Annotated in this window: 11 protein-coding genes; all 11 read right to left on the bottom strand. The window is 54.0% G+C overall.

Annotation, left to right across the window (positions count from 1 at the left end):
* Nucleotides 1–3 precede the first annotated feature (3 nt).
* Entirely contained in the window at nucleotides 4–858 is an 855-nt protein-coding gene (locus H8B15_RS05255) for a glycosyltransferase family 2 protein (RefSeq protein WP_187318622.1), read from the bottom strand.
* A 14-nt stretch (nucleotides 859–872) separates the two neighbouring features.
* The gene (locus H8B15_RS05250) at nucleotides 873–2,006 is read right to left on the bottom strand and encodes an XrtY-associated glycosyltransferase XYAG1 (protein ID WP_187318621.1); all 1,134 of its coding nucleotides are present in this window, start codon (nucleotides 2,004–2,006) and stop codon (nucleotides 873–875) included.
* 36 nt (nucleotides 2,007–2,042) lie between these two features.
* Entirely contained in the window at nucleotides 2,043–2,708 is a 666-nt protein-coding gene (locus tag H8B15_RS05245; protein WP_187318620.1) for an acyltransferase, read from the bottom strand.
* A 24-nt stretch (nucleotides 2,709–2,732) separates the two neighbouring features.
* The gene (locus H8B15_RS05240) at nucleotides 2,733–3,875 is read right to left on the bottom strand and encodes a glycosyltransferase family 4 protein (RefSeq protein ID WP_216859078.1); all 1,143 of its coding nucleotides are present in this window, start codon (nucleotides 3,873–3,875) and stop codon (nucleotides 2,733–2,735) included.
* A 3-nt stretch (nucleotides 3,876–3,878) separates the two neighbouring features.
* Nucleotides 3,879–5,243: a hypothetical protein gene (locus H8B15_RS05235; protein WP_187318619.1), complete on the bottom strand. Its 1,365-nt coding sequence runs from the start codon at nucleotides 5,241–5,243 to the stop codon at nucleotides 3,879–3,881.
* 59 nt (nucleotides 5,244–5,302) lie between these two features.
* Entirely contained in the window at nucleotides 5,303–6,541 is a 1,239-nt protein-coding gene (locus tag H8B15_RS05230; RefSeq protein ID WP_187318618.1) for a glycosyltransferase family 4 protein, read from the bottom strand.
* Between the two features lie 81 nt (nucleotides 6,542–6,622).
* Nucleotides 6,623–7,726: a hypothetical protein gene (locus H8B15_RS05225; RefSeq protein WP_187318617.1), complete on the bottom strand. Its 1,104-nt coding sequence runs from the start codon at nucleotides 7,724–7,726 to the stop codon at nucleotides 6,623–6,625.
* Nucleotides 7,727–7,759: 33 nt separating this feature from the next.
* On the bottom strand, nucleotides 7,760–8,803 hold the full coding sequence (locus H8B15_RS05220) for a glycosyltransferase family 4 protein (protein ID WP_187318616.1): 1,044 nt from the start codon (nucleotides 8,801–8,803) through the stop codon (nucleotides 7,760–7,762).
* Between the two features lie 42 nt (nucleotides 8,804–8,845).
* A complete protein-coding gene (locus H8B15_RS05215) occupies nucleotides 8,846–10,165 on the bottom strand; it encodes a lipopolysaccharide biosynthesis protein (protein WP_187318615.1) in 1,320 nt (439 codons plus the stop codon).
* A gap of 23 nt (nucleotides 10,166–10,188) precedes the next feature.
* The gene (locus H8B15_RS05210; protein ID WP_187318614.1) at nucleotides 10,189–11,109 is read right to left on the bottom strand and encodes a glycosyltransferase family 2 protein; all 921 of its coding nucleotides are present in this window, start codon (nucleotides 11,107–11,109) and stop codon (nucleotides 10,189–10,191) included.
* A 32-nt stretch (nucleotides 11,110–11,141) separates the two neighbouring features.
* The gene (locus tag H8B15_RS05205) at nucleotides 11,142–13,487 is read right to left on the bottom strand and encodes a GumC family protein (protein ID WP_187318613.1); all 2,346 of its coding nucleotides are present in this window, start codon (nucleotides 13,485–13,487) and stop codon (nucleotides 11,142–11,144) included.
* Nucleotides 13,488–13,494: the final 7 nt, after the last annotated feature.

Here is a 13,494-nt window from a genome sequence, read left to right as displayed (position 1 = left end):
GGACTATGATTTGGGCGCGCGCAGCCGATGCTCATACAGTTTGGCATCGACCAGAAAGCGGTACCAGAAGCCTTGCAGAAAGTGCCAGATAAGGCCCGGCTTCCCGTCCAGAAAGCCCAGCAGTAGAAAGTAGCGGTACAGGAAATAAAAGAAGGGTCCCACGAACAGTGGAATCCGGCTGTACAGCTTCTCTTTCACCCAGCGCTTGCGGGAGTATTGCTCGCCGCTAAGAGAAGCGTCTACGTTCTGTGCCGAAGTGGTCTTATTGTGAATAGCAAGCAAATCCAGCATCTCGCGGGTAGCGTAGTGGTTGTGCTTGTTGATCCACCATGTCAGATCATTCAGGTTATGATCCACCATATCGTGCGTGAGGGCCTCCGTGGTGCCGGCTTCCAGTACCACGTGCTCGTCCATCCAGCGGTCCTCGAGGGTAGCCGTATTGGTGCGCCAGATGCGCAACAACCGATGCGGGTAGAAGCCGCCGTGCTTGATCCAGCGGTCCATGAAATACACGCGGCGTTTGATGATGAAGCCGCCTACCTCGGGACGCGCAACGGGAATCTTCTGTTGAATCTCTGTGATAAGCTCGGGTAGCAGATACTCGTCGCAGTCCATGCGCATGGTCCAGGGCGTCTGGATGGGGCAGTTTTGCAGGGCCCAGTTGAACTGGGTGCTGTAGTTCACCCACGGGTTCTGAAACACCTGAGCGCCCATTTCGCGAGCAATAGCACAGGTGCGGTCGGTGGAAAAGCTGTCGATAACGAATACTGCTGCCGCAATAGGCGCCAGACTCTTCAGGCAGCGCGCAATGTGCTTTTCTTCGTTGTGGGTCAGCAGGATAACCGTAATAGCGTTCATCAGCGGGGAGAGAGTTAGAGGGCTACCTTCTGGTAGAGGTCCACATATTGCTGGGCGAGGTGGGCATCGTCGTAGGCTGCCCGGATGGCGGCCGGTGCCGTGGCCGTAATGCGGGCCCTGGCCGTGGTATCGTGCGCAATAGTGGTAAGCGTGCGGGAAATAGTGGGTAGGTCCATCGGTGTCACCCAGCCATACTGGTGCTCTGCTACAAAGCTGTGCAGGCCCACCTGGTCGCTCACCATCACGGGGGTACCCACAGCCAGCGCCTCAATGACCACAATGGCGAAGTTCTCGCTGTGCGAGGTGAGGGCAAACAGGTCTACCCCGGCCAGGTAGGCAAACTTATCTTCGCCTTTTTTCCACCCTACCCATTCCACGCGCTCGGCTATGCCCAGCGAGCTGGCCAAGTCCTTCAGCGACTGAACATAGGCTGGGTCGCCGTCGCCGGCCACACGCAGGCGGAAGGGAAACGTCACGTTGCTCAGGGCCCGCAGCAACACATCCAGTCCTTTCTTCGGGTCGAGGCGCGACAGAAAGCCAATCACCAGTTCCGAAGAAGGCTGCTTGCGGGGGTGCTCCTGCTGGGCCAGCGTAACGGGGTTGGGGATGATGGCGCCTGGCCAGTTAGAAATCACGCGGTGCGACTCCTGCCACTCCATATCAGTGGAAACGTGCAGGAACGTGCCCTGCAACAGGCGTTTGCCCAGCAGCCGGTGTAGCCACTTCTTTTTGCCCGCGTTGTTGGTGTCCAGAATGTAGTTGCTGAACATGCCGTGGGGAGACAATACCGGCGTCACCCCGCGCAGGCGGCATACCCAGGCCGCTCCGATAATGAGCAGGTTCCACCAGGAATGCATGTGCACCACATCGAAAGCGCGGACATTCTTATATAGGTGTTGCCACAAGGCTGGTGAAGCATGCGTGTGGTCGCCGGTTACGCGCTTGAAATAGTACACCTGCACTCCATCCACGTTCACCGGCTTACCGACGGGCACATCTAGTTCTTCTTTGCCATTGGCGGTGGTGGTATAAACTGTTACGGTGTGCCCAAGCCGAACCAATGCCTCAGCCAACAGGGCAATAACCACAATAGGGCCACCATAGGTGTAAGCAGGTTTATAAGAAGGAACAACAAAAAGAATATTCATGCAGCAGAGGCAGGTGAGGCAAAGCGAAAAGCAGGCTTAATACACAAAGCCTTCGGAACGGTTGAAATAGGCCGCGGTGCGGGGTAGCTCGCTCACGGCGCGGGCTGGCACCCCGCCGTAGAGCGTCCATTCGGCAGTGTGTGCTTTATTCAGCAACGACTTGGCGCCCAGCACGCAGTAATCGGGTAGGACGGCACCGCCCAGCACCACCACGTTGGTACCCACAAACGTATAGGCGCCGATATGAATGGGGGCACTGTCTTGCCGATTATCCAGCACATTAATGGAGTGTGTCAGAAACTGTGAGTTATAGCCTGCCACCGTAGCAAAAGCACCGATGGTGAGGCTGTTGGTGCAGTCCAAGTGATGGTTTTTGGTAACTGCCGCGGCCCTACCTAGTTGCAGCTCAGCCCGCCGGGTAGCGGCTTGGTGACGAAAATGAGGAGAGTCGCTATCCGAAGGAAAGCCAGTAATCCAGTTGCTACGGCCAATAGTAGCTTCAGCATCCAGCTGTACCAAATCCAGGTGAATGGCCACTGTGAAGTGGTCGATACGGCTCTTTTCGGCCATAATCAGCTTAGTGGGAAATACCCAAGCCCAGCCCAGACGGGCGGTAGGATGAATCTCGTAGCCAAACCACCGCATTAAGGCCCGGCGCCGCAGGGGCCAGGGTAGGAGAAAAGAAAGGATTTTGAGCAGCAAAACGGTAGAGGGTTAGGGGAGGTGCTAGGCCAAATCGTAGAGGCGCAGGTAGGCGTCCGTCATGTGGGCGGGTTCGAAACGGGCGCAATTCGCAAAGCCGCGCTGCACTAGGCCGTGGCGCGTAGCCGGGTCCTGCAACGTAAGAAATGCCTCGGCAAAGGAAACAGCATCATCGGGTGAGGCGTGCAGCGCAGCACCCCCGCTCACCTCGGGCATAGGAGCAATATTGCTGGCAATAACCGGGGCGCCACAGGCCTGCGCTTCAATAACGGGCCAGCCAAAGCCCTCGGAGTACGACGGAAAAATAAACGCAGCGCAAGCGCTGTACAACGCTACCAGCGTTTGATGATCGGGTCGCGCTACGGCCACCACGCGCTGGGAAAGGCCCAGTGCGGCCGCTTGGGACAGCAGCGCTTCGTCGGGGGCTTCGCCGGCAAAGCAGATCAGGCCCGACCAGCGGTTGCCCAGCGCATGCACCATCTTGAGCAGTAGCCCGCGGTTTTTGCGGGCTAGGCCGGAGCCTACGTGCAGCAAAAAGGGCTGCCCGGCCGGAACACCTGCCTGAAGCACCAATGGGGACGCCTCTGCTGGGGGTAGGGCCGCAAACGGTGCATTGAATGCATTATGAATGACCTGCCACTTGGCAGGCTTCTGCGCAACGGCGCGGCCATCTAGCTCCAGCAACTGATCGAGGGTAAGCTGCGAGACGGCGGCGAGGCGCTGAGCGCGCCGCAGCCGCCCAAAAATCCACTGCTGCAAAATACGTCCGAAGCGAGAAGCCGGTACATAGGCATCGCTGTGGCCCAAGCCACCCCGAATAGCCAACACATCGTGGCAGGTAATACCCGCCCGTGCCGCTGGCAAATGGGCGAGGTAGGGTGCGTTGGAATGGTCGCAGATATGGAAGTAGACATCACGCTGCTGTAATTTCTGCTGCCGCAAACGCCAACGGATTACTAACGGGAAGACAATCCACTTATCCAGATAGCCAAGCCACTTCCGAAAGCCCGAAGTGGTGGAACCGGCGCCGGCACCAAAGAACGGAATGGGACGCCACAGCTCCGTTTGCACCGCTGCCTGATGCAGGCCATGCTGCATCATCTGCGCAAAGCGCTCCATGCTTTCCTGGCCATCGAGCGGGTAGTTGCCGAGTAAAATGATACGCATACGTTAAGCGGCCTGAGCAGCGGAAAGTGGCGGGCGCAGCACCGGTGCTAGTCGCACGCCGGGCCGCATAGCCGCCAAAATGAGTCCCCCAATCAGGGTAGAAAAACCCAGGGTAGTGGGCTGAGCCCATTGTGCCTGCGGAATGGTAAGCAGCGTATACCCCAGCAGAATCCAGGGTAGCAGATCGTTTTGGGTGAGGCGGCGGTAGGCAGCCACTGTAAATTTAACGCACAGGCTCAACCGGATAAAAATGACAGTTAGCCCCATCAGCGGCCCCATTTCGCCAATAAGCCTACCCCACTCACCTTCGGAGATGAGGTAGCCGATTGTATCGCCGGTAAGGAGCTTGTTGCCGGCGTTGGTACCCATACCTAGGCCATACCCGAAGAAGGGCTGTTTGGAAGAGCCAGCTACGGCTTCTACCATGCCGCCCAGGTAGCGCGTGCCCAACGACCCTTTCAGGCCGCCTTCTGCATCACTGGCATTTTCAAAACGTGAGGTGAAGGCTTTGATGGGTGTTTGCATGAAACTGAACTGACTCAGCACGGCCATGAGCACTACCCCCAGCAGTACCATGGCGATAATCCGGCCGACGTATTCGGGCTTACGCACCATGCCGATGGCGCCAAACAGAAAAGCCACAGCCACATACATGAGCAGGCTGCGGCTGATAGAAAACGGAATAGCAGCCAGCAGGCCTACCGTGGCGGCAATCAGAGCCAGCTTGTTTACGTTTTCGTTGTTGATCCAGAAGTAGCAGACAAAGCAGGCTACTAGGCCAAAAAACAGGTGGACGCCGTTGGTAAAGGAGAAGGTACCCGGCGGACGGAAGAAACCCATAGCACCATCGAAGCCGCCACCGGCCATATCGCCGCCTACCCCGCGGTTTACCAGCGCCGACTGCGGGCTGTAGAACTGCATGGTAATGAGCACCGCCATAGGGATGGCAATCCAGATGAGTGCCTTACCCATCTGCACTACGTCGGCCCGGTTGAAGATTCGGCCGATGACAAACATTAGCGGGAAGTGGAAAAGCAGGATGCGTGCCCCGTATAAGGCTACGGCAAGGCTGCCATGGCCAAGCAGCAGGGCTGTGAAGATGGCTACAATGCCAATGATGATAATGACCGTCTGGTAGATGTTGGCGGGTAGCAAACCCTTGCGCCACGTGGTATAAATCAGCCAGATGGCAATGGGGTCCCGCACGATGAGTAGTGGGGTAGCCAGACCCGGAAGTATCCACTTACGCAAGCCCCCTTCAAAAATAAGCAGCAGGAAATACAGCCAGATTCCTTGTTTGATACGGCGGTTTGGGTCGACGGTGGTACCACTGCCACGGCCAGCAGAAGCCGCCGGTGACGTTGTCATCCAAGTAGGAAGTGTCGTAGGGCCTGCCATATAATATATAGTATAGATGAGGATTAAAGCTAAACCATTTGCCGGAGGCCCGCCAATACATCGGCCCCGTAGTTCTGCCACGTGTAGCTGGCGGCGTGCGCCTGGGCCTGCTCGCGCATGCGTGGCAACTGCGCTCGGTTCTCCAGAAACCACAGAAGCTTTTCGGCAATGGCCTGCGGAGAACGAATAGGCACCAGAAAACCAGTTTGTCCTTCTTTAATCAGGTCTTCGCCGCCTGTGTTGGGTGTTATGATGAGCGGCAACCCCTGGCTCATTGCTTCTTGCATGACCAAGGCGCGACCTTCCACAATAGATGGCAAGCAAAACACGTCGCAGGAGCGCATGAGGGCCAGCACCTGGTCGTGAGGGCGACCGGCTTCGTAGGTGAAGGTAGGTAACTCGCTGCGGTAGAATTCCATGGGAGCGAGTGGGGTACCTAACACTACCAGCTCCAGGTCAGGACGATTCAGCATCCGAACGGCCGCAAACAAGTCGCCCAAACCTTTGCGCTGACCCAGTGCCCCTACAAACAGCACACGCAGTGGCCGATTGGAAGTGGTCGCTGGCTCCGATGAGCGCGCTGTGCCGGCTGGTGAGCCAAAGGGCGACATGATAGTCTGCTTGGTGCGTGCCCAGGCCGGGAGCGAGTCCATCACGAATTTCCCCGGCCCTACCACCACATCGGCTAGCTCTAGCTCTTTGGTTTTGCGTTCCAGCTTGGCTGGGGAGTCCTGAATACCGCCGCCGAGGGTAGGCGCCCATTGTGGCAGCCGCTCGGCTTCCTCCAGCATCAGGCGGCGGCCGGTTTCCCAGTAAGCAATGGGTAGGTCGTATACGCACTGCATGCCCAGGGCCTTGGCTTTGGTGAACGTGGCCAGAGCGCCATCTTCGTAGGCATACACGGCCGTGGCACCTTGGCGCTGCAAACGCGGCAAGCGCGTAGCCACTTCCTGGTCCAGATTCTGATACACCGCATCTACGCTGGCCCAACCCCGCTCGTGCTGCACGTAGCTGTGCATGCCCAGGCGCGGCAGTAGCATGCGCGCTACCTCCCGGATGGGGTAGGCCCTGATCAGGCTATCGGGCACCGGGAAGGTGCGGCGCAGCCATTCCTGGCGCAGGCGCTCCGGCAGCATTTTCAGCCACGTAGCCGTCGGGTTCACCGCCAGGGTCGTCGCAAATTCCGTGAGCATGTCGGCCTCGTACATGGCGGTCATCACTGCTCTCACGTTGCGGTTGCCGGTAGGGTGCAGGAGTACAAATTTCATGACGAGGGAAGAAATAGTAAGCTGACTAAAGACTGACGCGTGTGGTCAGGAATGATACGAAGTAAAACAGCGCGGCTGTGCTCAGGCCTGCATCCAGGCGCGCATCGAGCGACCAATGGCCTCCCAGCTACGGGTCTGCCAGAACCAGGTGTGCAACTGCTGCCGGCGCTTCTCACCCAGCGTACTGCGTAGGATGTCGGGCTGAGCCTGCACTTCTTCCGGCTGGAAAAACACGTGCCCCGGCGGCTCGTCCAGGGTAGGGTCGACGCTGCAAATGATGGGCACGGCGTGTGCTGCCAATGCCGCAAAGGTACCAGACTTGCGCAGGCCATCCACGTTGAGGCCTACCAAGGCTGCTTCCGCATGCAGCATTTCCTCCGATACCTCCTCTGGTTTTAGGGCGCCTACCTGTGTGAAGATATCGGCACCTAACGTTGTTCTACCCAATTCCAATTCCTGCTGGGCATAGGTTGTATCGGTGGGGCCAATGGCGCGTAGCTGCCGGAGCACACCGCGCGCAGCCATATCCTGCAAGAGAGGCAAATGCGCTTGCAGGGTCCACAGTCGTGTATGCGCCAACCCAAAAATCAACCACACCCCCGGCTGGCGGCTGCTATGGAGGCCCGCTTCGGGGTAGGCGGGCAAGATGTTGGAGCCAATAACATTCATATGAATATTATCACGATGAAGCAGTAGCTCAAGCTTCCGCTGCTGCTCCGCATTCACCACACTCACACCTCTCGACAATTCTCCAATTTGCTGCATAGACCACTTCGTAAGGCGAGCTTGCAGCGCATGATGGGGACGTAGCTCAGAACTACCATTCCAGGTTTCATGAAAAAAGGTGAAGACCTGATTGCTGGGATGAGCTTTCTTGAAGCGTTGCAAGGCATTAAGCAAGGAAACCGCTAGCCCCGACCATGTATAGCTGGTAGGGGTGTAGTTCAGCAGCACATCGTAAGAACCCTGCGGGCCTGTCTGCGCTAGCAGCTGTTTCCAGGGCGTCACCCGAAAGCCCCCGGTGGTAGCCGGACTCTTTGGTAAGCGCTCTACTCCCAACTGAATAGTAGAGTACAGGCCCTGTAGTGCCGTTGCCGTTTGTAGCGCGTAGTCACTCACGCCGCATACCTCCGGAGGAGCAGTGGGGGAGATGATTAGCAGGTGTTGATTAGGGGCAGCAGGCATGCGTGAGAATACTAGGGAGGAAAAGACAAGCGGCTAGCTAAGGAAAGCCGTCCGGTAGAATTCCATGGGTTTCAAATAATCGGAGAGGGAGGACAGGCTGAGCGCGCTCCGCTCGGCGTACTCGGCATCGGTCATGGCAGCGGCTTGGCGCATGCAGTCGGCAAGGCCCGCTACATCGCCGGGCTCAGCCAGCAGGGCCGCCGGGCCACCCGACTCGGGTAGGCCACCGTCGCGCGTTACAATAGCCGGTACCCCCACGCTGCGGGCCTCAATGGGGGTTAGGCCCATGTCTTCCTGCGTGCGGGCCGGCGCTAGCAGCCAGCGGGTCGACGCCAGGTAGTGCTGCTTGCTCTCGTCATCCACAAAACCCGGCATGCGTACCTGCGAAAGGTTCAACTCCTGTTGCAGCGCTAATACTGTGGGCTTGAGCGGCCCATCGCCCAGGATAGTAAGAGGCCACTCCTCCGGATCGAAGTTGCACTGTGCGTAGGCTTGTAGGATTTCCTCGAGCCCTTTGTTGTTGATCCAGCGCCCTACAAATAGGAAGCCACGGCGCTGCTCCACGGGGTATTGCAGTTGCGGCAGGCGGCACACGGTAGGGATACACGCACTGTTGGCGGCCTTCGTACGTGGCTCCCAGGTTCCCCACACAAAGCGGGAGTTGTACCAGCGCTGCTGGGCCAGCTTGATGGTGAAGGCCCAGATAGCGTTGTGCAAACTAGCGGTAGGAATGCGGCGGTTGTGCACCGTCAGAAAGATCTTCTTACCCATCAGCTTTGCCGGCAGCACAATATCGGGCGGCATATTCTGCACATGCAGCACGTCGGCCCACGAGACAAGAGCTGTCAGCTCTTTTGAGCCGCGCTCTACGTAGTACACCTGCGAGCAAACCTTCTCGGCCAGTGCCCGGAGGTCGTCTTTGAAGGTGGCTCCTTTTACCAACTTGAAGCACAGGCGAACGTCAAATTCGGGCCAGGCAGCGGCAGCTTCGGCCACCGCTATCATAAACGCCTCAATGCCGCCATAACCACCCTGGGTAGCTCCAATAATCAGTAGTTTGGTTTTTGTAACTTTCATACGCTAGCCAAAAGGCTGCAAAAAATGAGTGGGTAGGCTTTCTTACAGTTCCGCTACAACAGCCTCAGAAACAGGGCCTATGTTGCGAAGTTGAAGGTAGCCATACACTAGGTGCATGAGCAGCTGCACGGCCGCCACAAAAATGTCCAGCATGAAAATGCCGCGGAGCGAAGTCACATCAATAAAGAAGGCCCCGCACACAATGGACGCGATACTAAGCGGTATGGAAACCAGCGGGTTGATGACCCACCCCTTGCTGGTGCACAGCAAAAACGCGGAGGAAGCCACTAGCGCAATGCATTTTCCCACCATCATCAGCACTACTTCGGTTTCTAAGTTGGCGTACTGCTTTCCCAATACCCATAAAATCTGGGTAGAGAACAGCCATACGCCCCCCACAATACCAACGCTCAGCAGTAGCAGACCCGCGATAATGCGGCTGAATTGGCGCTTCAGCAACGAGCCATCGTAGGGCAGGCGGGCAAAGCGGGGCAAAATCAGCGAGGAGAACAACATAGTAAACAAGCTCAACGCTACTGCCAAACGGCCTAGAGCTCCCAACGAAGCAACCGCCGCAGTAGAGCCGAAAAGCGACATCAGCCACACAGCAAACTGGGCGGAAAAGCAGTAGTAGATGGCATCCGGTAGCAGGCGCTTCACCTTGTTCAGGATATTCTGCCGAATAACCGGGTCGACAGGCTGATCGGGGGTAGCGTAGGTGTGCGCCAGTTTGCGCAGCCGGAGATTAGCCCAAATCTGTGGTAGGCCAGATGACAGTACGGCAACGTAGGACCACGGAAACAGAAACAAACTGGCCCCTAGCAAGGCCAGCCTACCCACAGAGGCCCCTACCTGAATGGATTGCAGGGGTACAATGCGCTGGTGCAGCTTAGGACCAATTTCCCAGAGCGTGCCGGATAAAGCTGTGAAAAAGGCCGGAATCAGCGAAAGTGTCAGCAAAATCGACAGCAACCAGCTAGCGTTGTGATGTCGTAGCAGGTAGATAAGCGCGGGCGTTGCCACCAATAAGCTGATGAGCGCAAACCTTCGCCGTAGGTCCATACCAGTTGCCAGCACAGTGCCCAGCCGGTCACGGTCTTGCCATACCTGGCCACCTTGCGCCATCACGCCAGTAGAAATACCACCGTCTGCCAATAGCACCATGGTACCGAGCATCGTGTTGGCAAGCGTGTATAGGGCGTACTCCTGCGTGGGTAGCAAGCGTATAACCAAAATGCCGCCCACAAAGCCCAGCGCCTGCACCGCAATTTGCGCCGAGCCCATAACGGTTACCAGCTTGCCCCATTCGAGTAGCTTGGCCGTCTTAGGGTTGGTTTGAATACGTTGCGTGAGTACTTTCATGCGGTAGGCGGGAAAGCCGAAATTTAGATGGGCAGATGCCCAAGCAAAAGAATATTTAGCAGCCTTTTGATGCCACCCGGGGTAGGAATCTTGCTCAAATGGTCTTCGCTGAAGTAAATGCGAATAGCCGTTTTGAAACGCTTGTTGGCAATTGCTTGCCCCACAGCCACTGCGGCTCTGCTCTTCAACCACTTCTTTTTCAGAAGCGCCGATTGCGCCGGAACCGGAACTTCCTTCACCATTAAGTAAGAGGCCAAACCAGCATCATTCTGTTTCCCAGTGGAAACTGCGGAGTTCGAGATGCGGTATTTGGCAGTATAGGTCGGCACAAAGTGGATTTTTGCTCCGGTTTGCCCAACCCGAAATCCAAAATCAAAATCACATACATCCCCTACCTCCCGGTATCCTACCCGTTGGGCTAGCGCAGTGTTCATCACATACGCGTTATTAGGAAACTGCTGCACCATGCCCGCTTCCAAAGAGGTGAGGGTAGAGCCAGCATAAGGAGTCGTGCGGTAGAAGGCCTCATTAAATAATACAGAGCGGGGGTAGGAAATTTCCCCATCATCCGTAATAATATACTGCTGCCCATACGCTACTTCAATGGTTGGGTCGCGTTCAAACTCCGCCGCTAGCGTTCCAAGCGCTGTGGGAAGCAACGCGTCATCATCATGCAACAGCATGAGCTTTTCGCTCTGCACGCGCTGCATCAAAGCATTCACATTGCCTGCCTGGCGCAACGGGGGCTGGTGGTGGATATACTGAATGGGAATGGTAGTAGTAGCCTGTAAGGCAGTGACTACATCCTGCGTTATCGTATCAGGCGAGTCGTCCCCAATCAGTATAGCATAAGGAGGGTAGGTTTGCTGTAGGCAGGAAGTAACAGCCTCCGCCAGAAACTTTGGTCTTTTGTAAGTAGGAATAACAATGGTAATGCGTACCATGCTGAGAAGTATGGATGTAAGTATGTGAAACGCTACTTGGTGAGTAGAGTCCTTTTCTTCTTAACCTCGTATCCATAGCCATGTCCGTACCCGTATTCATTCGCTTTTTTAGCATCATTCAATACAATCATAGGATTAGGTAGTAAATGATTGCTGAAAATATTAGATATAATATTTATCTGTCGTTTATCGGTGTAATTATAGCGTACCAAATAAATTGTCTGATTAATTAACGTACGAAGACTGAATGCATCCGAAACCCGACCGATAGGGGCAGTATCAATAATAATATGATCATACATGTCTTTTAGCTCGCTAATAAGATACTGGAGCTTGTCAGACATCATTAATTCAGCCGGATTATTGGCCAGGCTAGTGCCAGCACCTATTATATCCAGGTGAGGAATGCTCTCTATTGGCTGAATAATATCTTTAATGCTTACCTCGTTGGAATTAATGTAGTCTGTTAAGCCAGTCGTAACTTTTTCGCCCAATTCATATAGCAAGCTAGGGTTGCGCAAGTCTAATTCTATCAGCAGCGTACGCTTTCCAGCTAGCACCAGGGATGCACCTAGGTTAATAGCAAAGAAGGTTTTGCCTTCGCCACTCATGCTGGATGTCACTAGTATAACTTTTCCGTTTTCCGCGTTGCCAGCTGCGAAGCTAAGGTTAGAGCGTATTAACCGGAACATCTCGGCTAAAGTAGATTTATTTTCTCTTGTGACGACAAGAGTACCAGACGAGTTATGTGCTAATTCCCCTAAAATAGGTGTAGTAGTCAAACGCTCCACGTCCTGTTGCGTACGGATTTTGTCGTTCAGCAAATCTTTAGTGTAGAGGATACCGAAAGGCACAAGAGCACCCAACAGCAAAGCCGTTAGATAAATAATTTGCTTGCTGGGGCTAATTGGATAATTGGTACTGGTAGCCGTATCAATTATTCTGGAATTAGAAACTGTAGAAGCTAGCGATATAGCAGCTTCTTCTCTTCTTTGAAGCAAAAATAAATAAAGCTTTTGCTTGGTTTCCTGTTGACGGTTAATTTCCTGTAACTCGCGCTCTACCCGAGGAACACGTTGAATTCTGGATTTAAACTGCCCGGAGCTAGCTTTTAAACTGTTGCTAGTGATAACAAGACTTTTCTTGATATTCCCTAAATTCTCGAGAATATTAGCGCGCAGATTACTGAGCTGCTCATTGAAATTCTGAACCAGCGGATTGCCTACCTCTGTAGTACGCAGCATTCGCTCCCGCTCTAGTTGTAGCTCATTGAATTTATTAATCAGCCCTAATAACGTCTCATCCTGGATGCCCAGCGTGCTAGGCACCATTTTGTACTGTCCTTTATTTTGATTTAAATAGTTTTCAATAGACTCCAGAATGTCAATTTGAATAGCCCAATCAGACAAGCGCTTGTTATAGTCAGTGGCCTGCTCTACATAGTTAGAAGCTTGTGTTGTAACGTCAGTTAGCTCATTAGAGCTCTTATACTGCGCAACGCTTTTTTCTACATCCGATAATTCTCCGGTTATATACTTCAATCGGTCGTCTAGGAAGGTAATGGTATTGGTTGCCATTACGTTGCGGTCTTCCAATGCCTCTTTGTTGTATACCTGAACGAGCTTATTCACGATGTCAATTCCGCGTGAGGGAATAGCATCTGTAATACCGATACGCAATACGGTCGCATCTTCTTTTATAGGAGATACTGTCAGCCCACCGCTGAAATTTTCAGCTATATCACGGGTGTCATGCAGCCCGATGATAATTTTCTGATTTAAGTATTCTTTTAATAGCGCGTTATTATTGGCAACAATTGTAAAAGATCCATAAGGTTTATGGATAAGTTGGCCAAAACGGTATGTAATACCTTTCTCGTCGTTGTTATCAAATAGCTGAAATTCAATAGTTGACTTGGCAACTAAATAGATGTCTTTATTAACAATGTTAGTATCTAGTTTGCTAACAATGGTGCGAATAGGATTACCGCTGTTATACAATTCTTCGTTGCGGAATCTGCCCTCTACGTAATAAGTCGTGCCTAGATCCAGCTCTCTTACCACGCGGTGCATAAGACCAGCAGACTTGAGGATTTCTATCTCGTTGTTCAGGTTTTTGGAAGATCTGAAAACGTTAAGATCAATAGCTCCACCAGACATAGCAGTTCCACCACCATCATCATCTTTCACTAATACAGTACTCGTTATCTGATAACGGGGAACTGCATAGTATTGCAGGTAGGCAAAGGCAATGCCTAAGGCCAGTAAGATACCAAATGCAAAAAGATACCAATACCGTAAATAATAGGATAGGATATTTTTAAGGCTTTTTGCCTCTGGTTGCTCAACCTGCAGTGGAAATAGCTCTTTGTTATTCATCGAAGTA

Origin of the sequence: Hymenobacter citatus, from assembly GCF_014333615.1 — a bacterium.
Taxonomy (GTDB): Bacteria; Bacteroidota; Bacteroidia; order Cytophagales; family Hymenobacteraceae; genus Hymenobacter; species Hymenobacter citatus.
The sequence above is the reverse complement of the archived record's forward strand: the minus strand, read 5'-3'. Positions and strand labels throughout refer to the sequence as shown.